Genomic DNA, 22868 nt, shown 5'->3' on the forward strand with positions numbered 1-22868 from the left:
ACGAAATCTAATCTTAGATTCCATTATCATAAGTTAGTTAAACAAACGCACTCATTCCCGTAATGGAACGTCCGACTATCAATGAGTTGATCTCTTTGGTTCCTTCATAAGAATAAATCGCTTCTGCATCGGCGACAAATCTTGCGACATCGTGCTCAAAAAGAATACCGTTTCCACCCATTACTTCTCTTGCCTGTGCGACAACATCACGCGTTCTAAGACTACAAAAAACTTTCGCCAATGAGGCGTGTTCGTCTTTCAAAATATCTTGGTCCTGCATTTCCGACAGTCTGAAAACCAAAGTTTGCATCGCAGTAAGATTGGACAACATTTCTACCAAATGTCCCTGAATCAACTGGAACGAAGCAATCGGTCTTCCAAATTGTTCACGTTTTCTGGTGTAGTCCAAAGCGCTTTCATAAGCACCTCTTGCGCAACCGGTCGCCATCCACGCAACACCAGCTCTTGTCATTTGAAGGACTTTCGCGGTGTCTTTGAAGCTGTTGGCGTGTTCCATTTTTTGAGAATCGGCGACGAAGCAATCTTTAATCGTAATCAATCCGTTCTGGACAATTCTGAGTGCCATTTTCCCCCTTATTTTTTCAACTGAGAATCCAGCGGTGTCTTTTTCAACAATGAAACCTTTGACCTGATTGTCTTCTACATCTCTTGCCCAAATGACGGTCACGTCTGCAAACGTTGCATTTCCAATCCATTTTTTTTGTCCATTCAGAATCCAGCCACCTTCTACTTTCTTACAAGTTGTGGTCAATCCACCAGCTGCGCCAGAACCAACTTCTGGCTCCGTCAATCCAAATGCACCAATCAAATCGAATTGTTGCATTCCGGGAAGGTATTTTTGTTTCTGTTCTTCGGAACCGCACATATAAATCGAACCCATCGACAATCCGGACTGAACACCAAAAAATGTTGCCAATGACGCATCAACTCTCGCGATTTCCATTGCGATGACGCCTTCCATCAGGAAAGGTAAATTCGGGCAACCGTAACCTTCGTAAGTGACACCGCAGAGATTTAGCTTTTTGAATTTTGGGATGAGTTCGTGTGGGAAATCGTCTGTCAGCCAATATCTGTTGACCAACGGTTTAGCTTCTTTTTCCATAAATTCTATGACTTTCAGTTGGATGGCTCGCTGTTCGTCCGTCAGTTTCAAATGCAGTTCGTAAAAGTCGCCGTTGATGGGTGGTAATTCTCTTTTTTTTCCTGAAGAATCCAGCATTTTGGTCAGACTATTCAGTTGATTTTTATCGAGTTTTGAAAACTGATGCATCAATTTTGGAAGGTCGACTTTTTGTGAGATTTGGGATAGTTGGTCTATATCGATATTTTTTAAAAGGCTGAAAACACCTTTAATTTTGGAGATTGTGCTGTTCATAGATTCTGTTTTTCTAATTAATGCAATTAATATTCCTAAAAAGAACTTACAATTCTATTTTCATCAATTCTTCTTTGAAAATCTATTTTACAAAATACTCATTATCAATGCATTAAAATCCTGAATGATTTACAGTTAGTTTCGGATTGATTTGCAGAATTACTTTCATATTAATTATCAATTTTGAGAAAGAAGGTTTCAAATCATTGACAAAACTTGATTCGGAACCGAATGCCGCAGCCCGACTTGAGCGGAAATCCTTTTTTGTGGTTGGAAAATCTTAGGCAAAAAAGATTGGGAGCGGAAGGCGGAAATAGCTGCCCAAATCAATATCAATAATTAATCTATAAAATAATCTATAATGAAATCGTTCTCGATTCCATTTTACCATTAAAAAACAAATAAAATATATTCAAAATGAAAACGAAAATCTTATCAATCAGCTTAATAGCTTTACTTTTAATCGGATGTAAAAAAGGAGAAAATACAGGCGCAGATTATGAAGTCGCTGCTACTGCCGACAGTGTTTCTGTAGCTGCAACGCAGACCGTAGAAGGTAAACAGTTTGTGAAAACCGCGGAAGTGGATATGGAAGTGAAGGATGTTTATGGCGCGACAATTTCGATTGAAAAACACTTGATTTCGCTCGGTGGATTTGTGACACAGAGCCGAATGGAAGCGCAAACTATGTCGGAAAACACTTACAATATTTCAGATGAATCATCGATGTTGATTAGGAAATTTCAGAATCATAATAGAATGCAAGTTCGCGTTCCGACGGAGACATTGGGGGAATTTTTGGATTTCATTAATGATAAAAAAGTGTTTTTGAATTCCAGAATTATTTCTGCTGAAGATGTGACTGCGAACATCAAATTATCCAAAATGGAGGCGGAAAGACAAGCGAAAACCAGCACGAACATTTCTCAATTGAAAACCGGAAAAGACAAAGTGAAACTGGATGACGAAAATATGTCTCAAGCCAATTCTCAAAAATATTCTGACGAAATCCTTGCCGACCAACTGAAATATTCTACAGTTGATATTTACATCAAAGAACCAAGCACAAGCGTTGCGAAAATCCCGATTGTAAACACCAAAAACATTGATAACGATTACAAATACAATTTCTTTTTCGATGTGAAAAATGCTTTTGTGGAAGGCTTCTATTTGATTCAGCAGATTTTTGTTTTCCTGATTTCGATTTGGCCGATTGTTTTGCTTGGCGGATTGGTGTTTTATTTCTGGAGAAGGAGAAAAACTTTTCAAACTAATGTTGAGAAGTAATTTTTGAACCACAAACACACGAGGTTTTTCACAAAGTTCACGATGTTTTAAATTTGAATTCTTTCATTTACAAAGACCTGTGTTCCTTGTGAGAATCTTTGTGCCTTTTGTGGTTAATTTAAATTTCCTAATTTTGCAAAACGATGTTGAGAAAACTGCAACTTTTGATGGTGATTTTCTGTTTGGGGATTTTTGTATTTCCGAAGCAGAATTTCAATGCGCAGGTTGCTCAGAGTTCTTGTTGTGAATCTCAATCCAATAATTCTGACTGTTGCGAGAAGGAAGATGCATCATCTAAGTCTTGCAGTCACGACTCCAAGAAAGAAAAAGACTGCAAAGACAATTGCACGACTTGCAAAACCTGCAGTTCCGGATTCGTGTTTTCTGTTGTTTTGAATCACTTCGACAATAAACTGAGAACACCGATTTTCGAAAACAACAATCAGTACTCTTATTATTCTCAAGCGCCTTTAGCAAGGACTTTCAACATTTGGCAGCCGCCTAAGCTTGGTTAATTTTATTATTATCGATTCTGAATTTAATATTTTAAATTCAGATAATCAGAACATTAATTAAAATTAATCAAAATGAATTCTATTATAAAATCAGGAATTTTATTCCTTTCTATATTTCTATTTTCAAATTTTTCTGCGCAGACAAAAACCTTCAAAGCCAAAGTAGAAGGCAACTGTGGAATGTGCAAGGACCGCATCGAAACTGCTGTAAAAGCGGACAAAAATGTAAAATCTGCCGACTGGAGTATGACCAAAAAAGTCCTGACCGTTAGTTATGACGCTTCCAAAACGGACAAAAAAGCCGTCCTGAAAAGTGTAGCCGAAGTAGGTCACGACAACGAAATGTTTCGCGCGTCCAGTAAAGTCTATGACGATTTGGAAGTTTGTTGCCAGTACGACCGTCCAGACAACAGCAAAAAGATGGTGAAAAACTGCGACCCAAAACAAATTTGCGAACTTAAATAATCCATTCAAAATTTTTGACGATGAACAATTTAAGTAAAAAACTGATGTTTTTTGTGCTTTTGCTGACGTCTGTTTTTTCTTTTGCACAAGCTGTTACAGAACAGTTTTTGGTCAAAGGAAACTGCAACATGTGCAAAGCCAGAATAGAAACTGCGGCGACAAAAGCCGGTGCTATATCTGCCAACTGGAGCGCAGAAAACCAAACCTTGACAATGGTCTTGGACGAATCCAAAGTCACTTGCGATACAATCCTGAAACAGGTTGCAGAAGCCGGACACGACAACGAGAAATTTAAAGCACCAGATGGTGTTTACAAAGCTTTGCCAGCTTGTTGCCTGTACACGAGAGGTTCTGATAAAAATGAAAATATCCACACAGACTCTGACGCAAAAGAAATCGAAGGTGTGAAAATTACTCGAGAAAAAGAAGCAACTGCACTCAGCAAAAAGGAAGCAGGATTGATTTTCAATATCAGCTCCAAAGAATTGCTGAAAGCCGCTTGCTGTAATCTTTCCGAAAGTTTTGAAACCAATGCCACTGTAGATGTTTCTTTCAGCAATGCGGTGACCGGGACTAAGCAGTTGAAAATGCTTGGACTTGACCAGAAATATACCCTTCTGACTAAAGAACAATTGCCTGAAATCCGTGGCTTGGCTTCGCCTTACGGCCTGAATTTCATTCCCGGAAAATGGATTGGCGGAATCCAGCTCACGAAAGGTGGAAGTACGGTTGTGAACGGTTATGAAAGCATCACGGGACAGATCAACACAGAGCTTTTGAAAACCAAAGACGACGCAAAAAAAACGGAAACAGAAATCAATTTGTTTTCCGATAATAATGGCCGTGTGGAAGCCAATGTGACCAACACTTCGCCACTTTCTGACAAATGGAATCAAAGTGTTCTGTTGCACGGAAACGGAACTTTTGGTGACACGGATATGAACGATGACGGCTTTCTAGACAGACCAAAAGGAAGTCAGTTAAATATAGCTTATTTATTGAATTACAACGACTTGGAAAGCTCTGGATTCGCTTCACATTTTGGAATTAATTTCTTGAAAGATGAGCGAACTGCCGGACAAATTGGATTCAATAAAAGAATTCCGCAGAAAGACCAATCGCTTTATGGCGTTGGGATTGACATTTCGAGATTCCAATTGTGGAACAAAACGGGTTATGTTTTCAAAGGGAAACCTTATCAGAGTTTGGGCTGGATGAATCAACTGACCTATCATCAGCAGGATAGCTTTTTTGGATTGAGAAATTATTTTGGAAAAGAAACCTCTTACTACTCTAATCTAATTTTCGAAAGCATCATCGGAAATACGAACAACAAATATAAAGTTGGCGCGAGTTTCCTTTATGATAAGTACGATGAAGATTATCTTTTGGACAATTACAAAAGAACCGAAACCGTTCCGGGATTGTTTGCAGAATATACTTTGACAGGTGAAAAATTCACTTTGGTAACGGGTGCTCGTGTGGATTTTCACAATCTTGCAGGAACTCAGTTTACACCGAGAATGAATTTCAAATATGATTTGACGCCAAAAACAATTTTCAGAATTTCGGCAGGACGAGGTTTCCGAACTGCAAATATCTTTGCGGAAAGTCAGTCTTATTTCGCTTCGAATCGTCAAATTCAAGTCATTAATAACGGTGGAGAAATTTATGGTCTGAAACCAGAAATCGCTTGGAATTATGGCGTCAGTCTTCAGCAGGAATTCAAATTGTTTGGAAGAAAATCTACTGTTTTAGCAGACTTTTTCAGAACAGATTTCCAGAATCAAGTCGTAACCGATTTGGATGAATCCGCACAGAAAATATTATTCTACAATCTTGAAGGCAAGTCATTTGCGAATAGTTTCCAGACACAGTGGGATTTTCAACCTTTAAAAAATCTTGAATTCCGGGTGGCTTACAAATATTATGATGTGGCTTTGGATTATTTGAGTGGATTGAAAAAAGTGCCGTTTATGGCGAAACATCGTGGATTTGCAAACCTGGCTTATTCAACCAATAAAACTGAGAAAGGCAGATTTTGGAGTTTTGATACAACCTTAAATTTAGTCGGAAAACAACGACTTCCAAATACAAAATCGAATCCTGTGGAATTCCAAATTGGAGATTATTCGCCAAGTTATTCTACTCTGAATGCTCAGATTTCCAGAAACTTTTCTGAGAAAATCAGAGTTTATGTGGGTGGCGAAAATTTAACTGGATATCAGCAAAAAGTTGCAATTTTGGATGCAGGTAATCCGTTTGGAAATTATTTTGATGGCGGAATGGTTTATGCACCAATTATGAAACAGAATTTCTATGTTGGTGTAGATTTTAAGTTTTAATATTTCAAACCACAAAAGTCACTAAGTTTTGGATTAAGATTAAAAAAGCAAAATTCTTATTTAATCTTTAAATAATTAATATTCAATTTCTTTTGTGTCTTTTGTGGTTATAAAACAAATATTTTCTGAATAAAAAATCTTAATTTTAATAAAAATTAAAGTATTGAAAACATTAACAATCCTAATAGCAAGTGTCACATTGTTATATTCCTGTGACAAAGCGAAAACGACAGTCGCAGAAACGGAAACTCAGAAAAGCGATTCTGTTGTAAATAATATAACAGAAAATTCTACAGTTCCTGCTCCGGCAGAAGTTGCATCATCTGTCACCAATGTTCCTGTTTCCGGGAAACCAGCTTTGAATCCGGAACACGGGCAACCGTATCACCGTTGCGAAATTGCAGTGGGTGCGCCAATTGACAGTGCTCCAACTCAGCAAAATGCACCACAAACGCAAACGCCATCGATTTTGAGCCCAACTGTTGCGCCTGCCCCACAAGCTCAATCACTGGGACCAAAACCGGCTTTGAATCCAGCACACGGCGAACCTCATCACCGTTGCGAATTGGCTGTTGGTGCGCCTTTGACTTAGAATTTCAAAATTTAGATAAATGAAATGCAACTTATATAAGTTGCATTTTTGTTTGTTTTAAAATATTTGGAATAAAATTTAAGCTTCTTGACTATAGAAACCTTCCATCAATTCGCTCGCTTTTTCGAAGTCATTTTCCGAAATTTTCAGCTGAACGCCGCCACTTGTTGCATTGAATAAATTATAAGTATTTGCTAAAATATTTCCGAAGACAAAGGCTTCAACACCATTGGTTTCCAAGAAAATCTTGAGCATTTCCGCTTCTATTTCTGTGTTGAATATTTTGAGTGTAATTAGTTCCATGTCGTTTTTATTAATTAAATTATAGCCTGTTGGCATTCTCGTTGACTGCTTTTTCTTTGTAATTTGATTTCTTCAATTTTCCAAAGTTATATTTCGCGGCAATCGATATCGTTGGTGTATTGCCAAAAAAGGTGCCAGTTGACGCAATTTTGTCGTAAGACATTTTTTGGATGTAATTCATTTGATTGAAAACATCGTTGTATCGGACAGTAAAATCAAAATCGGAAACGGAAGATGTCAAACCAAGATTTACCAAGCACATTGCATTATTTTCGTACAAACCTTCCACCCGTTTTGTGATGTAAGAACCATCCAGCAACACTGACAAATATTTCCAAACATTCACTGTATTATTGGTGGAAAAATAAACATAAGGCGTCGACTTTTTCAAGACCGCTAATGAATCTTCCACTTTGTCATAATTAACGGAAAGGCTGTTTTGCGAAGTCCATTTTTTCCCTTGCAAAGGAACATCTACACCCAAAGAAACGCCAGATTCCTTATCAAAATTAACGGCTGTGAATTTCGAAATATTTCTGTCATCATCATACACCAAAGTGTAACCCAAAGGATTTTTACTCGAATAAGCAGAGGCGTTAACCGATATTTTATTGAGATTGGTCGTAAAAGTGAGCGTGTTGGTGTAAGTCGGAATCAAATCCGGATTGCCCTGATATTCCACATACGGACTGCCATACAAACCGCCGGAAGCCAGATTGCCATAATTGGGACGTGAAATGCTTTTTCTGAAATTCAAAGCATAATCATAGTTGTCATTTTGCTTAAAACTGATTTCCGCATTGGGAAACCAATCCAAATATTCTCTTTTGATTTTGGTCTCATTTTCAAGTTGATCAAAGCCTTCCGCATTGGTCGTTTCAGTTCGTAAACCTCCGCTGATATTCCATTTAGAAGCCGTTACAGCGAGGTTCATATAACCTGCAACATTGGATTCTTTGAAGAGATATTGATAATATTCCGGACTTGGATTGTTTAGATAATTCGTTGTGTTATTGGTATTGGTTTCTGCCTTTGTATAACTCGCTCCCAATTCAAAAAGATAATTTTCACTCCACTTTTTCTCGATGTCAATTCTCCCGGAATAGACGTTTCCGGAGTACGATTGCTTACGGGATTGGTTGAATTCATAGCCTTCATTATTGGTGTTGTTGAAAAAACTGTAATCAACATTATCGCTCTCTCTTTTGTACTGAAACCCAGTTAAAATATCAGCGTCCCAATCCGTTAATTTCTTTTTATAATTAAAGATAGAATTGATGGTCGCCCGTTTTCTATTTTGCTGATTCAGCGTTTTGACATCCGTTGAATTTCCATTTTCCGAGTAGAAAGTGTCCGTATTGTTATCGCCTTTGTCCGGTCGGAAATTACTATTTAAAGTCACTGTAATGTAGTCGCCACCGTCATTCAGTTCCTGGTACAAGCTCGCTCCAAAAATAGTTTGTGGCCGTTTCGTAATAGATTTGATCACATAATCGGAACTGATATTTCTACTCGGAACCGAATAATCAAAACCGTTGCTTTCCCAATGGTTGATTTGGTTGTAGGCCGTATTCAGTTTCCATTCGGTTTTATTTTTCTTTTGCTGAAAATTGACTGCAAAGTAATTGCTGAAGCGTTTCTGGAAAGTCGCTGTTTCCGAAATACTCAATTGCGAACCGTCTTTTCTGCTTTTCTTAAGATTGACCTTGATCACCGCTTTTCCTTCGGATTCATATTTGACAGACGGATTTCTGATGATTTCCACCGATTTGATATCATCCACGGCGATTGATGACAATATTGCAAAATCAACTCTCTGGTTATCAACATAAAGCAAAGGCGTTCCCTTTCCAACAAAAGATAATCCTTCGCCGTTGGCGTCCATCATTACAAAAGGTAATTTTGATAATAATTCGGTGGACGTTGGCAATGTATTCAGTGGAGAATTGGCAACATCGAGCGTAATGTTCCCATTTTCTACCTTGAAAATCTTTTTCTTAGCATTAATAGTTACTTCCTCAATCTGTGAACTTTTGGGCTCAAAAATGATTTTTAACGCCAGATTTTTTTCCAGATTAAATGGTTTTTCATTTTGAATAATATCATCTGACGACAACTGGATATGATAATTCCCCGATTTCAATTGGTCAAATTCAAACTTTGAATCCTGTGCGATTGTTGTTTTTAACAACTGATTATCAGCATCAAGCAGATAGACTGCAATTGGTAATGCGATTTTTTCTTGGTTTGAATTAATGATAATTCCATCAATCTTAAGATTTTGCTGAGCCGAGAAAACGGTTGCGATGAAAAGAAAAAACAGTAAAATGCTTTTTGTCATTGGTAATGAGTTTTGAATGGTTGTTTTGGTTAAAACAATCATCAGCTTTGCTTTATTACATCTTTCCTGGAAAAAATTTGTTTTGGAAACCACAAAAGTCACAAAAGTTATTCTTCTTATCAAGTTTATCAAAAGCCCAAAAAAGGAATCTGTTTAAAGTTAGCTTTTTTAAACTTTTGACCGTTTTATTTTTAGATTTTCCTTTTGTGACTTTTGTGGTTCAAACTCTTACATTCTCTTCAAAAGCTCCTGATTGATTTCATTGATCAACTCCGGACCTTCGTAGATGAATCCTGTATAAAGCTGAACAAGACTCGCACCAGCATCCAGTTTTTCAATTGCATCTTGCGCCGTGTGAATTCCGCCGACGCCAATGATTGGAAATGCTTTTCCACTTTTTTCTGATAAAAATCTGATGACTTCTGTAGAGCGTTTTGTCAATGGTTTTCCGGAAAGTCCACCGGTTTCGGATTTGTTTTCTGACACTAAATTTTCCCTTGACAAAGTTGTATTCGTCGCAATAACGCCAGCGATTTGAGTTTCCTTAATGATATCAATAATATCCAAAAGTTGTTCATCCGTCAAGTCAGGAGCGATTTTCAGAAGGATTGGTTTTTGTTTTGGCTTTGCAAGATTGAGATTTTGAAGTGTTGACAACAATTCTGTCAAAGGTTTTTTGTCCTGAAGTTCTCGTAGATTGGGCGTGTTTGGCGAACTGACATTGACTACGAAATAATCGACGTAAGGGAATAATTTCTCGAAACAGATTTTGTAATCGCTGACGGCTTCTTCGTTTGGCGTCACTTTATTCTTTCCGATGTTTCCGCCGATGAGAACGTTTTTATTTTTCTTTAGTCGCTCAATAGCTTCATCCACACCGCCATTATTGAAACCCATTCTGTTGATGATTGCAGAATCTTCTTTTAATCTGAACAATCGTTTTTTATCATTTCCAGCCTGAGCTTTCGGTGTCAAAGTACCAATTTCTATGAACCCAAATCCGAGGTCAGACAATTCATTGAATAGTTTGGCGTCCTTATCAAAACCTGCGGCCAAACCAACCGGATTTTTGAATTTCAATCCGAAAACTTCACGCTCCAGACGTTTGTCAACAATTGGTTTTGGTAAAAATAATTTGGCTAGAAAACCGAAATTCTTGAGAGCAGAAAAGGTAAAGTGGTGAACTTCTTCTGGGTCGAATTTGAAAAGAAGCGGGCGAATAATGCGTTTGTACATCGGAGAAAAGTTTTACAAATTTAAGTTTTTGTAACGATAATTCAATATTATTCGGGAATATATCGTTTCGAAAATCATTAATGAAAATCTTTATTATCTCTACTTTTTTTTAGCCAAAAAATTAAATGATTCCAAAGCGTTTTCGCAGAAACTTAGTTTTTATATTTTTTCTGCTTTTGTTGCCTTTTCAGACTTTTGCAATCACGCCAAAAGATTGCGAAAAGATGATCATTGAAGGCGTGGAAGCGATGGACAAAAAGGATTACGCCAAATCTCTCGAAATCCTCACCAAGACCCGGAAAATCGCGCAGGAAAATAAATGGTACCGCGAGGAATTCCTGGCTACGAACAACATTGGCGCCAATTATTATATGCGTTTGGACTACGGCGAAGCACTTAATAATTATCTGGATGCTTATAAAATTGCTGTAGCCCATTTGGATGAAAAGTCAGAAATGACCGTTCTGAACAATATCGCCATTCTCTATTCCCGAGACAAAAAAACCGAGAAAGCCGAAGAATATTTTACCAAAGCCTACGAACTGGCCGGAAAGGTTAACAACAACACTTCCAAAGGCTTATATGCCATTAATCTAACCATCGTTTCCAACGAAAAGAAGGATTACAAAAAAGCCAAACAGTTCATCGACGAAGCTTTGAAGCTGACAGAAAACTCGCCTTACGCTTTATTGGCAAAAGCAACTTTGGTGGAAACCTTGGTCAATCTCAAACAATACGATGAAGCTGAGAAAATCTCTGCGGAACTGCTGCCGAAATTAAATAGTATTGAACATTCGGAATATAAAACACAGATTCTGTACAACTTATCAACCATTGCAGAGTAGAAAAATGATTTGCCGAAGTCTTTCCATTATTTGGGATTGGCAGAGAAAAGCAATTTGAATTATGATTTTAAGGAAAATATTTTTGATAGATTCAGTCTTTTGTACAAGAAAGCGAACAATATCGAGCGCGCTGTTGCTTATTAAGATTCGGTGATGATAATTAAAGATTCGGTGAATCAAATTAAAAATGGGCAGCTATTCGAGAACAGTAAAATCAAATTTGAACTTCAAAAATCTCAGAAGAATCTGGCGGAAAGTCAGGAAAAACTGACAACCGAACGTTCTTTTTTCATCAAAGGAATTTTGCTTGCTATTTTCATTGTTATCATTATTTTTTGGGCTTTGAGAAACAGCAATGTTAAAAATAAACAGCAGAAAATCATCGAACAAAGCAATGCGGAAATCGCAAAACTGGAACTCGAAAAGGAGAAAAAGAACAAGGAAATCCTTGAAAATCAATTAAAAGAAAAAGAAGTCTTGGCTCTGTTAGAAGAAGAAAAATATAAAAACGAAATCGAAGCCAAGAACCGGAAACTGACGACCAAAGCTTTGCAGCTTACCACAAAAATAGAATTGATAGACGACCTTGTAAGAACACTTTCGCGACAAACGGATAACGATTTCGAAAATCAAGACGTCAGCAATATCATCAAACAACTCAAAATCTTCCAGAGACAAAGCCGCGAGGAGGAAAGTTTTTTCATCCATTTTGAAGAGGTGAATCAAGGTTTCATCAATAAACTCAAAACGCTTCATCCGGACCTTAACGCGAATGACCTTCGTTTTCTTTCTTACGTTTATATGAATCTGTCGATGAAGGAGATTTCTTCCCTTCTGAGCATCACAACCGAGGCTTGCAGGAAGCGAAAAGAACGTATCATCAAGAAAATGGAACAGGATGACAACATAGACCTATATAACTACATTACAAGTATTTAGCGAATTTGTCACACTATTTCTGAAGCTTCGTCCAACTATTTCCGCCGTAATTTTTTGCATTGCTGATTTTTATCACAACATTTGGTTTATAAAATTAGATATATGAAGAAAATTACTTTTTTAGCTGGCTTTTTGTTTGTGCTTTTCACAGGCAATGCCAACGCCCAAACAGAAGTTTTGAGCAAAAATGAGTTCGGTAGAATCTTCGACCTGACCTATAGCGTACAAGAACAAAACACGATTTATGCAATCACGATCACGAGCCACATCGTGGTTTCAAAAGACAACGGAAATACGTGGAATGTCTTTTATTCTCTGCCATCTGCTGGTGGTGGAATCAGTATTTCAAAATTAAATATCAGTAAGGATGGTTCTTTCCTATCGTTTACCACACTTCAAGGTGGCATTGGAGAACTTCATATACTGGATATTGCTACAAAGACCATTTCCAAAACTTATTCTTTACCAAATCTAGAAGAGATTCCTTATGTAAATGCTTACAGCTTTTTCGGAAGTGATAAGGATAACCTCATCGTAAGTTCTCAATTTCCATTTGGTTTTGGAACAGCGAACAGAGTTTACACAACTGCTGATGGCGGCCAGAACTGGAAAGAAGTCTATTATTCTCCTGATCACAACAACATTATTACAAGTTATGTAGCTTTTGGTCCGACTGATAAAAATAAACTTTATATAGCCAACGGAAACGGAAGCGAAGGTGTCTACGGTGGTCTGAGAATCTCTAATGACGGAGGTGATAATTTTACAGAAAAACTCTCAGGAAGTGTGCTCAGTACTTTGGAATTCAATCCGAATAATCCGGACGACATCTATGCTGGTACCGGAATCAGTTTTGGAGCAGCGCCTGAGAAACTTCACCATTCAGCTGATGGCGGCGAAACTTGGGAAGATGAGAATATCACTTTTGGAACCAACGGAATTTTGAATGACATTATTGATATTCAATTCGATCCGAATGACAACAACCACGTGATCGTTTTGGAAGAAGATGAGATCATCTCAACAAAAGATGGTGGAAACACTTGGCAGAATGTAGAATATCCTTACGACAATCTGGACAGCTATTATTACGGGATCAAAGCGAGTTTCAACCCATTCAAAGCGGGAGAATTGGTCATTACTTCCAACTACAAACCATTGTTCTCTTCAGATAATGCAGCAACTCTGACTCAGCTTCAGACGCCGTTTTACAGCTCTACAGGTGGTGTTAATCTATTTGAAAACTCAAGTTCAAGACATCTTTTCTATGGTGTTCAGGGTGGTTTTGTCCATAGAGATCTTGCGGACAATTCTGAAACGGCGCACAATATCGTACCACTTAATATCTTTAGTAATAACAATGCGACCGCATATATTCCTGATTCTAAAAAAGAAGGCCGTATGTATTCTTTCTCAGGCGGATTTACAGGATCAAAATTATCATTGAGTGACGATTTTGGAGCAACTTTCAATCCGATCTTCGAGACTTTCTCTGCTGGCCTTACGAGTGTGATTCCTGATCCGCAGGTTACCAATCAGATCATGACCACTTTCAACAATTGGGGTCAAGGCGAATTGAATAAGATCAATTTCAATGATCAGAATAACATCATCGTTACCAATATTCCTTTGCCAACAGCAAGCCCAGTTTTTAAATTATTACATCCGAACAATATCTCGAATGAGTTTTTCATCCTCATCGGGTCAGAAGTTTACAAAACGATTGATGGTGGCGATACTTGGACCGCGGTTACAATTGGCGATGATATTACTTCGGATACGGCAATCTTTGATATCACGCAGGATCCAAACAATACCGATCGCTTGGCTTTAGGAACATCTATCGGCGTATTTACTTCCAATGACAAAGGTTTGACCTGGAATCTAATTTCGCAATTTGTTGCGAACAAGGTGTTTTATTCCGATGCCAATTCCGGCGTTCTTGTGGCAACCACTTACACCAGTCAGTATACTATTTTTGATATTCATTATTCTGTGGATAATGGCACAAACTGGAAGACAGTGGACAGAGCCGATCTTTTGGAGACCGAGTCTAATTCTATAACCGTGGATTTCTCAGACAAAAAAGCATACATCTATATTGCTTCTACCGATCTAGGACTTTTGGGATACAACTTGAATCTTGACGTGTTAGCAAACAATGAAGTTCCTGCACAGAAAGCAAAAGTTCTGGTTTATCCAAATCCAGCTGTAGATATTATTCACATTGACAGCAAGAATCTGAAATCTGTCGCTTTATACGACATGAATGGTAAAAAACTATTGGAAAGCAGTACGAACGAGATCAATGTTTCGAAGCTTCCAAAAGGTGTTTACGTTCTCAAGATCGTGACCGCTGACAATAGCATTGTGAGCAGCAAGATCATCAAAAAGTAATAGTTAGTAAAAATGAATTGATGAAAATGAATTGGAAAAGCTTCTCGAATTGAGAAGCTTTTTTTGTTTTTATAGTCTTCAAAAAACTAAATATACTCTTTAAAGTCAAAGCCTAAAATTTTTCCTATCTGTAAAAAATCAGGATTCACATTCAGACTCGCATTGATGGAAATGTTTTGATCCGTAATGGGATGTTTAAAATTAAGTTGGTGAGAATGCAAAGGCATTGCAGTAATATTAAAACTATTCAGCCACAACTTATTCTGCTTATTGCAACCATGTTTTCGGCAACCTAAAATGGGATGTAAAATATGTTTGAAATGCTTTCTCAACTGGTGAAATCTCCCTGTTTCGGGAATCGCTTCTACTAAAGAATAACGAGAGGTTGGATGTTTTAGAAATGGCAGATCAATTTCGGAAGTCAACAGTCGTTTATAGTACGTAATGGCGTTTTGAACGATCTCATTTTCATTGGTCAAATCGTAATCAATCGTTTCTTCCTCTTTTGTCCAACCTCGGAGAATTGCCAGATATTTTTTTTCAACTTCACGATTCATAAACTGGTCACTCAATAATTTCAGTGTTTCTTTATCGAAAGCAAACAATAAAACACCAGAAGTTTTTCGGTCCAATCGATGAACAAGATGAACCTTTTTTCCAATTTGATTTGTCAGTTTCTCAACGGCGTATTCGTCTGCTGGACCGGCATATTTTGACTTATGAACCAAAAGTCCACTCGGTTTGTTGATGGCGATAAGGTAGTCGTCTTGATAAAGAATTTCTAACATCGGACAAAAGTAGAAATTCTCACCATAATTAATTCTTTAAGACTAATAAAAAGATTTTATCTTCACTAAGATTGTAACATTTTTGGTTGAATGTTCTCTAAACTCTAAACAAGACAATGCAGGTTTTAAACTTCGAAGACATATACCACGACTACTGGAAGAAGATCTTTCGGCTTTGTATGGGTTATGTGAATGACGATGATGCGGCGAAGGATCTCTGTCAGGAAACATTTGTAGCCGTTTTTCAATAGTTACCAAAGTTTCGGCAGGAAGCTGCGGTTGGAACCTGGATCTACAGGATCGCAACCAATATTTGTCTAAGGCAAATTAATATCGAAAAACGAATGCCTAAAAGCGAATTGCCTTATCAAATTAAAGATAACTCCGAGAAAGACAACAAGATCGAGCAGGATCAAATGACGGATTTCCTTTACCAATGCATCTCGGAATTGGCGGAACTGGAAAGGATCATCATCTCTCTGGAACTCGAAGACATGAAACAAGCGGAAATTGCTGAAGTCGTAGGAATCTCGCCGGCGAATGTAAGAGTCAAGATCCACAGGATCAAAGAAAAATTAACCGAAAAATTTAAGAATTATGCAAACAGATAACATCAATTTCCAGGACATCTGGAATAAGAAAAATGCGGAAATTCCTAATATAAAAGAGATAAAATCTGCTGCTGATCAATACAAAAAGAAACAATTGCGGTTTACAATTTGGCATATCTTCAGTCTATCATTTACGGCGGTTATGATCATCTTTATTTGGAATGTGATTGATTTTAAAATGTTTACCACCAGTTTAGGAATCGTTTTGATTCTAATTGCTTTGGCTATGTATATTTATTTGGTTTCAGAAAATATCAATGTGATTCGGAAGATCAATCCTTCTATCAGCAATCAGGAATATCTTGCTTCTTTGAAAAAGTTACAAAAGCAGCAGCTTTATATGCAGACGAAAGGCATTAGCATTTATTATGTTTTGCTGACTGCCGGTTTTGCTTTTTACTTTTATGAATTTGCGCTCAGAATGTCAACTTTAGGTGCATCATTGGCGTATGGATTAACATTTTTGTGGTTGGCAATTGCATGGTTTTTCCTAAGACCCCGACAGATCAAAAAACAGAACGAAAAGATATCAAAGGTGATTGATTCTTTGGAATTGATCGAGAAAGATCTGGATGAAAAGATTTAAAAATGAATGGTTTAATTTTCTATTTTTGCGGAAATTTTTAACCAATGAAAAAATCGATTTTAATTTTAGCTGTTATTCTAGGTCAGATGAGTTTTGCCCAAGTTAGTCTTGAGAAAAACAGACTGATGAAAGATGGTGTGAAGTACAAATTCTCAGATTACAAAACTGTATTCTCCAATCCGGAAGCACAAAAAGCTTTTGCAAAAACACGGACCAATAAAACTGTAGGGGAAGTGTTTGCTTACACTGGTGGGTTTTCACTTGGGTTTGGAATCGGAAGATTACTGGCTGGTGGCAACAAAACTGTCTACGTCAATGGTACCAAGCAGACCTTCAAAGCTAAATCCGAAGGCTGGGGATTTGTGGCGGCTGGAGCTGGACTTATTGGAATTGGAATTCCTTTTGCGTTGGCAGCAGATAAAAACGCAAAAAAAGCTGTCGCTATAGAAAATGGAGAAGCAGTTGCTTTTCAACCCTACTTCAAAGTAGAAAGTGCAGGAAATGGAATTGCCCTGAGCTATAATTTCTAAATTTTTTCCTTTTAAAATAAATAAGCTTTGTCAAATTCTATTTTTTGACAAAGCTTTCTTTTTGATGCAAAACGTAACTAGCCCTGATGAAAGTGGAAATCCCACAGCTAGCCAGGGGAAAGCAAGGCGCGAGGAATTGCAACGGACAGCAGGTTCCCGGCTCCAAAATATTTGATATAATTCAAAATAAATGTAAAATTTTCCGTGGTTTTTAAAAAGTTAAGGGTTCTCGCTTCCAACTTCCTGTATTTTCCTTATTTTTGCACTTCAATTAAACTAAATATGGCAAAGCAAGAAGATGTTTTCAAGAAAGTGATTTCTCACGCAAAGGAATATGGTTTTATTTTCCCAAGTTCTGAGATCTATGACGGACTTTCTGCGATCTACGATTACGGACAAAACGGTGCGGAACTAAAAAACAACATCAAACAATACTGGTGGAAAGCGATGGTTCAGCTGAACGAAAACATCGTGGGCATCGACTCTGCCATCTTTATGCACCCAACGATATGGAAAGCTTCCGGACACGTGGATGCGTTCAACGATCCGTTGATCGACAACAAGGATTCTAAGAAAAGATTCCGTGCCGATGTTTTGATCGAGGATTATTGCGCGAAAATTGAGGACAAAGAAAATAAAGAAATAGAAAAAGCGGCCAAGAGATTTGGTGACGCTTTTGATAAAGCTGAGTTTGAGGCTACGAATCCAAGAGTTTTGGAATATCGTGCGAAAAGAGCAGCAATCCTTACGAGAATGGCGAAATCTTTGGAAAACGAAGATCTTGCTGATGTAAAATCTCTCATCGAGGAATTGGAGATTGCTGATCCGGATACAGGTTCTAAAAACTGGACGGAAGTGCGACAATTCAACCTGATGTTTGGGACCAAATTGGGTGCTTCTGCTGATACCGCGACAGATCTATATCTGAGACCAGAAACGGCTCAGGGGATTTTTGTGAATTATCTGAATGTTCAAAAAACTTCTAGACATAAATTACCTTTCGGAATTGCACAGATTGGAAAAGCATTTAGAAATGAGATTGTTGCGAGACAGTTTATCTTCCGAATGAGAGAATTTGAGCAGATGGAAATGCAATATTTTGTAGCGCCTGGAACGGAGTTGGAATTCTACGAACAATGGAAAACAAAGCGTCTTAATTGGCATTTGGCTTTAGGACTTGGTTCAGAAAATTACCGTTTCCACGACCACGAGAAATTGGCGCATTATGCGAATGCAGCGGCTGATATTGAGTTTAATTTCCCATTTGGTTTCAAAGAATTGGAAGGAATTCACTCAAGAACTGACTTTGATTTGAAAGCTCACGAAGCACATTCCGGAAGAAAATTACAGTATTTTGATCCGGAAAGAAATGAGAATTATGTGCCTTACGTTGTGGAAACTTCGGTTGGTTTAGATAGATTGTTCTTGGCTTTGTTCTCTACTTGTCTTAAGGATGAAGTTTTGGAAGATGGCTCTGAGAGAACCGTTCTAAGTTTGCCACCAGCTTTGGCGCCGGTAAAAGCAGCGATCCTTCCATTGATGAAAAAAGATGGCTTGGCAGAATATGCTGAGACGATCTTCAACGACCTGAAGTACGATTTCAACTTATTCTACGAAGAGAAAGATGCCATCGGGAAACGTTACAGAAGACAAGACGCGATCGGAACGCCACTTTGTATCACCATCGATCACGACAGTTTGGTAGACAATACTGTAACCATCAGAGATAGAGACACAATGAAACAAGAAAGAGTTCCTGTGGCTGATCTTAGAAGAATTATTGATGAGAAAACAAGTTTTAGGAATTTGCTTTCTAAGATTTAAGAAAAAATCAATTTATATAAATGAAAATCCCGACAATTAATTGCCGGGATTTTTTATGATTTCAAAGTAAGTTATTTTACTTTCTCCAAATGGATCACGTTATTACCCTGAGTGATCAAAAGCGAATCCTCTGTAGCTTCTGCAATAATGCTGTTTCTCTCGTAATATTGTCCTTGCTTTGCTGTCACGCCTTTGTAATCCAAAACATATTTCATCTTGTTCGCTTCTATGGTGATTGTCTTTGATTTTCCATCATTGATGAACGTTGCTTTTGCACGGCTTCCGTCGCTGGCTTTGTAAGGATAGGATACTGTGGTCATTTTTTTACCGTTGATGTCCTTTTCCATGCTTGTCGTAGTAGCGCTGTCAATTTTTCCATTGTTATCAACCAGTTCTGTATCTGAGGAATAGGTTTGCTGCATTATTTTGCTTTCCTCATTTTTCTTGCAGGAAATTAATCCCAAGGCAATGGTACTGACAATTAAAATATTTGTTTTCATTGGTAAGAAGAGTTTTGAATTAAGACCATTGTTCTATCAAATTGTTTTCCAAAAATGAAAAATCCCGAAACTAATTTCAGGATTTTACATATAAATTGTATTGAATTATTTCTTCAAAGCTTTGATTCCCATCTCGAACAAGGCAAAACTTAGCAGATCAGCATTTTCGCCGATCACCTGTTCTGTAGAACGTCCTGCGCCGTGGCCAGCGTTCTTTTCAATTCTTAACAGAATCGGATTGCTACAAGCTTGTTTCTCCTGCAACTCTGCCCCGAATTTGAAGGAATGCGCGGGAACTACTCTATCATCGTGATCACTCGTGATGATCATTGTCGATGGATAACAAGTTCTTGCTTTCACTTGATGAACTGGTGAATAGGACTTCAAATATTCGAACATTTCTTTGCTGTCTTCAGCCGTACCGTAATCATAAGACCAACCTGCACCAGCCGTAAATTTGTTGTACCTCAACATATCCAAAACACCAACGCCTGGGAAAGCCACTTTAGCCAGATCTGGTCTCATCGTCATCGTGGCGCCAACCAGAAGCCCACCGTTGGAACGGCCAGAAAGTGCCATAAATTCCTTCGAAGTATAACCTTTCAACTGCAGATATTCTCCAGCGGCAATGAAGTCTTCAAACACGTTTTTCTTCTGCTGTTTCGTTCCCGCATCGTGCCATTTCTTTCCATATTCGCCACCGCCACGGATGTTGGGAACTGCGTAGATGCCACCGTTTTCCATCCAGATGGCATTTACTACAGAAAATGCAGGTTGCAAGCTGATGTTGAAACCACCATAAGAATAAAGGATCGTTGGATTTTTCCCGTCCAGCTTGGTTCCTTTTTTATAATTGATCATCATCGGAACTTTGGTCCCGTCTTTTGAGGTGTAGAAAACCTGCTCAGAAACGTAATCTTCCGGATTGAATTTCACATTCGGTTTTTGATAAACTTCTGACTTTCCGGAATCTACATTGTATTTGTAAATCGTTCCTGGTGTAATATAGTTGGTGAAAGAATAATAAATGTCCTTCTCTTTTTCCTTACCTCCAAATCCAGAGATATTCCCTTTTCCTGGCAAAGAAATTTCTCTTACCAATTTCCCCGTTTTATCGAATTGTTTTACGATATCAATCGCATCTTTCATATAAGTGGCGAAGAAAAAACCGCCACCTTCTGAGATTCCCAGCACGTTTTCAGTTTCCGGGATCACATCTTTCCAGTTTTCCGGACTTGGATTTTTGATGCTCACTTTTACCAATCTCATATTCGGCGCATCTTTGTCTGTGAAGATGAAAAGATCGTCGCCTTGCGTATCCACAATATTGGCATTGATGTCAAAACCTTTGTTGATCTGAACAAAATCACCTCCGTTCTTCAGATCTTTGATGTACAATTCGTTTCCGTTGGTTGCATTCGCGCCGGAAATGATCAGGAATCTTTGGTCTTCCGAAACGCCTGCAGAAAGATATCTTCTCGGTGTTTTTTCTCCTCCGAAAATCAATTTGTCCTCAGATTGTTTTGTGCCTAACTTGTGGTAATAAACCTTGTGCTTGTCCGTCATTCCAGACAAAACTGTTCCTTCCTTCGGCTTGTCGTAACTTGAGTAGTAGAAACCTTCGTCACCTTGCCACGAGATGCCACTGAATTTCACATCCACAATCGTTTCATCAATTTGTTTCTTGGTGATGGCATCGATAATGATGATCTTGTTCCAGTCACTTCCGCCTTCTGAGATCGAATAGGCAGCAAGTGTTCCTTTTTTGTTGAATGAAAGATTGGAAAGTGAGGTGGTTCCTTTTTCAGAAAACAAATTGGGATCCAGGAAAACCTCGATGTTTTTGGTTTTAAGACCTGTTCTGTAGATTACAGATTGCGCCTGTAATCCGTTGTTTTTGGAGAAATAAGTATAATCGCCTTCTTTGAACGGCGCAGAGATCTTCTCGTAGTTCCAGATTGTTCTCAGCTGATCTTTGATTTGATCACGGAAAGGGATTTTGGAAAGATAATTTTGGCTGTAAGCTACTTCCTCGTCCACCCATTTTTTGGTCGCTTCGGAATCGTTTTCCAAATCGCGATAAGGATCGGCCACCGACGTTCCGAAATATGGATCAATTTGTGTTCCTTTGATTGCTTTGGGATAATTTGACTTTGACATAGACTGAGCATTGGCACCAACATAGAAAACAACAGCAGCTGTTGCAAAAATTGATTTTACTTTCATTTCTAATTTTTTGAATGTTCCCAAAATTAATAAAATCTCTTGGAGAATAGGTCATCAATGGAAATACATATTCATAAAAAGCCTTATCGCACTATTATATTTTCCAAAAAGTATTTCAAAAGCTAAAAAATCTACTTCGATGAACCATTGATTCATTATGTAAAGGCATTGAACCATTCTGTTGAGCCGCTGATTCACTTAGTTGAGCCTTTGATTTACTACGTTACTCCAGTGAGCCATTACGTTGAGCCATTGATTCACTTCGTTAGGTCTTTGATTCATTACTTTGAGCCCTTGATTCATTACGTTGAGGCAGATGCATCGATTTTATTATAAATCAATTAGTTACAAAACGGATTAAAAACAAAAATTCCCTCGCCAAAGACGAAGGAATTTTAATTTATATGAATTTCTGTGTTTATTTCTGACTCAAGAAAAACTCTGCTTCCGCTTTCCCCCAATTGGGGTCCAAAACAGTCTTCGGTTTGTATACAGCGTATTGCTCCAAAGATTTCTTGAACAACTCGACACCTTTTGGTTTACTTCCACCGTATTGTTCCGGTGTGAAATAAGCATCCTCTGCCAAAAGTACCGTGATCCTAGGATTTTCCGGGTCCAATTCTTTTGCTTTTGATAATGCATTTTGAGCGATAGGCGCTTCCTGCATATAGCGTGACATTGGATCAACCATCATTCTGAATCCACTTGTGATTTTTTTGAGGATGTAGATTTCGGCGTTGTTTGGACTAAGCGCTTCCGCTTTGGCGATGTACTTTTCTGCCTGTTCTGCCACAGGATCCAACTCTGCTGTTTTCCCTGATCTCACCAAAACTCTTCCTTTTTGAATGGTGGAATAAGCGGCGTAATAATACGGCAACCATTGTGTATTTTCTTTGGCTCCGATTCTTTCAAAATCGTTGGTCAGGGCTGTTAATTCATCTGCCGTTTTTGCAGTTTCTACTTTGCTGATTTTCTCTGTCATTGCTTTCTCATAAGCTGTTTGTGCAAACGCTGTGAATCCGAGTAAAGAAAGGCTGAAGGTTAAGATCAATTTTTTCATTGTTGATATTTTTAATTATTTGTTTTAATTTTCTGATTCAAAGATAGAATGAGTTTCTGTTGAATGAAATTATATTCCACCG

20 protein-coding genes and 1 pseudogene are annotated in these 22868 nt (G+C 38.0%); 13 read left to right on the forward strand and 8 right to left on the reverse strand.

The window, feature by feature from the left end:
• Positions 1 to 37: 37 nt before the first annotated feature.
• Complete coding sequence (locus tag AXA65_RS08605) at positions 38 to 1396, reverse strand: acyl-CoA dehydrogenase family protein (protein ID WP_063969710.1); 1359 nt, start codon at positions 1394 to 1396, stop codon at positions 38 to 40.
• Between the two features lie 417 nt (positions 1397 to 1813).
• Here AXA65_RS08605 and AXA65_RS08610 point away from each other — a divergent pair, with 417 nt between their 5' ends.
• The 5 genes from AXA65_RS08610 (at position 1814) to AXA65_RS08630 (ending at position 6600) form a co-directional block, all read left to right on the forward strand.
• A complete protein-coding gene (locus AXA65_RS08610) occupies positions 1814 to 2683 on the forward strand; it encodes a DUF4349 domain-containing protein (protein WP_063969711.1) in 870 nt (289 codons plus the stop codon).
• Positions 2684 to 2826: 143 nt separating this feature from the next.
• Positions 2827 to 3198, forward strand: a complete 372-nt coding sequence (locus tag AXA65_RS08615) for a hypothetical protein (protein WP_063969712.1) — start codon at positions 2827 to 2829, stop codon at positions 3196 to 3198.
• A 72-nt stretch (positions 3199 to 3270) separates the two neighbouring features.
• Positions 3271 to 3663 carry a heavy-metal-associated domain-containing protein gene (locus tag AXA65_RS08620; protein WP_063969713.1) on the forward strand — a complete coding sequence of 131 codons (393 nt, stop codon included), beginning with the start codon at positions 3271 to 3273 and terminating at the stop codon, positions 3661 to 3663.
• Between the two features lie 20 nt (positions 3664 to 3683).
• Positions 3684 to 6008 carry a TonB-dependent receptor domain-containing protein gene (locus AXA65_RS08625; RefSeq protein WP_063969714.1) on the forward strand — a complete coding sequence of 775 codons (2325 nt, stop codon included), beginning with the start codon at positions 3684 to 3686 and terminating at the stop codon, positions 6006 to 6008.
• A 163-nt stretch (positions 6009 to 6171) separates the two neighbouring features.
• A complete protein-coding gene (locus tag AXA65_RS08630; RefSeq protein ID WP_131797794.1) occupies positions 6172 to 6600 on the forward strand; it encodes a hypothetical protein in 429 nt (142 codons plus the stop codon).
• A gap of 78 nt (positions 6601 to 6678) precedes the next feature.
• Here AXA65_RS08630 and AXA65_RS08635 read toward each other — a convergent pair whose 3' ends face one another.
• The 3 genes from AXA65_RS08635 to AXA65_RS08645 form a co-directional block, all read right to left on the reverse strand.
• Positions 6679 to 6903 (reverse strand): putative signal transducing protein, encoded by a 225-nt coding sequence (locus AXA65_RS08635; protein WP_165596585.1) that lies wholly within the window; start codon positions 6901 to 6903, stop codon positions 6679 to 6681.
• Positions 6904 to 6922: 19 nt separating this feature from the next.
• Entirely contained in the window at positions 6923 to 9244 is a 2322-nt protein-coding gene (locus tag AXA65_RS08640) for an outer membrane beta-barrel family protein (protein ID WP_165596586.1), read from the reverse strand.
• Positions 9245 to 9472: 228 nt separating this feature from the next.
• Positions 9473 to 10480, reverse strand: a complete 1008-nt coding sequence (locus AXA65_RS08645) for a quinone-dependent dihydroorotate dehydrogenase (RefSeq protein WP_063969718.1) — start codon at positions 10478 to 10480, stop codon at positions 9473 to 9475.
• 125 nt (positions 10481 to 10605) lie between these two features.
• On the opposite strand from AXA65_RS08645, the gene AXA65_RS08650 reads away from it, so the two are divergent.
• From AXA65_RS08650 to AXA65_RS08660, 4 genes are all read left to right on the forward strand, one after another.
• Positions 10606 to 11325: a tetratricopeptide repeat protein gene (locus AXA65_RS08650; protein WP_063969719.1), complete on the forward strand. Its 720-nt coding sequence runs from the start codon at positions 10606 to 10608 to the stop codon at positions 11323 to 11325.
• Positions 11326 to 11334: 9 nt separating this feature from the next.
• A complete protein-coding gene (locus AXA65_RS20395) occupies positions 11335 to 11469 on the forward strand; it encodes a hypothetical protein (RefSeq protein WP_256333781.1) in 135 nt (44 codons plus the stop codon).
• A 9-nt stretch (positions 11470 to 11478) separates the two neighbouring features.
• The gene (locus AXA65_RS08655) at positions 11479 to 12264 is read left to right on the forward strand and encodes a helix-turn-helix transcriptional regulator (RefSeq protein WP_063969720.1); all 786 of its coding nucleotides are present in this window, start codon (positions 11479 to 11481) and stop codon (positions 12262 to 12264) included.
• Positions 12265 to 12366: 102 nt separating this feature from the next.
• A complete protein-coding gene (locus AXA65_RS08660; protein ID WP_063969721.1) occupies positions 12367 to 14661 on the forward strand; it encodes a T9SS type A sorting domain-containing protein in 2295 nt (764 codons plus the stop codon).
• An 86-nt stretch (positions 14662 to 14747) separates the two neighbouring features.
• Here AXA65_RS08660 and AXA65_RS08665 read toward each other — a convergent pair whose 3' ends face one another.
• Entirely contained in the window at positions 14748 to 15449 is a 702-nt protein-coding gene (locus AXA65_RS08665; RefSeq protein ID WP_063969722.1) for a pseudouridine synthase, read from the reverse strand.
• A gap of 179 nt (positions 15450 to 15628) precedes the next feature.
• Between AXA65_RS08665 and AXA65_RS20030 the strand changes: the two are divergent.
• The 4 genes and pseudogenes from AXA65_RS20030 to AXA65_RS08685 all read left to right on the forward strand — a co-directional run bounded on the left by AXA65_RS20030 (position 15629) and on the right by AXA65_RS08685 (position 19000).
• A pseudogene (locus tag AXA65_RS20030) lies at positions 15629 to 16060 on the forward strand (RNA polymerase sigma factor).
• The gene (locus AXA65_RS08675) at positions 16047 to 16646 is read left to right on the forward strand and encodes a hypothetical protein (protein WP_063969723.1); all 600 of its coding nucleotides are present in this window, start codon (positions 16047 to 16049) and stop codon (positions 16644 to 16646) included. Before AXA65_RS20030 ends, AXA65_RS08675 begins: the two are co-directional and overlap by 14 nt.
• A gap of 44 nt (positions 16647 to 16690) precedes the next feature.
• A complete protein-coding gene (locus AXA65_RS08680) occupies positions 16691 to 17176 on the forward strand; it encodes a hypothetical protein (RefSeq protein ID WP_063969724.1) in 486 nt (161 codons plus the stop codon).
• 282 nt (positions 17177 to 17458) lie between these two features.
• Entirely contained in the window at positions 17459 to 19000 is a 1542-nt protein-coding gene (locus AXA65_RS08685; protein ID WP_063969725.1) for a glycine--tRNA ligase, read from the forward strand.
• Between the two features lie 71 nt (positions 19001 to 19071).
• Here the strand turns inward: AXA65_RS08685 and AXA65_RS08690 are convergent, their stop codons facing one another.
• The 3 genes from AXA65_RS08690 to AXA65_RS08700 form a co-directional block, all read right to left on the reverse strand.
• Positions 19072 to 19500: a hypothetical protein gene (locus AXA65_RS08690; protein ID WP_063969726.1), complete on the reverse strand. Its 429-nt coding sequence runs from the start codon at positions 19498 to 19500 to the stop codon at positions 19072 to 19074.
• A gap of 105 nt (positions 19501 to 19605) precedes the next feature.
• Positions 19606 to 21726, reverse strand: a complete 2121-nt coding sequence (locus AXA65_RS08695; RefSeq protein ID WP_063969767.1) for a prolyl oligopeptidase family serine peptidase — start codon at positions 21724 to 21726, stop codon at positions 19606 to 19608.
• Positions 21727 to 22144: 418 nt separating this feature from the next.
• Positions 22145 to 22786: a hypothetical protein gene (locus AXA65_RS08700; RefSeq protein ID WP_063969727.1), complete on the reverse strand. Its 642-nt coding sequence runs from the start codon at positions 22784 to 22786 to the stop codon at positions 22145 to 22147.
• Between the last annotated feature and the right edge of the window lie 82 nt (positions 22787 to 22868).

This window comes from Chryseobacterium sp. FP211-J200 (genome assembly GCF_001643375.1).
Classification (GTDB): domain Bacteria; phylum Bacteroidota; class Bacteroidia; order Flavobacteriales; family Weeksellaceae; genus Epilithonimonas; species Epilithonimonas ginsengisoli.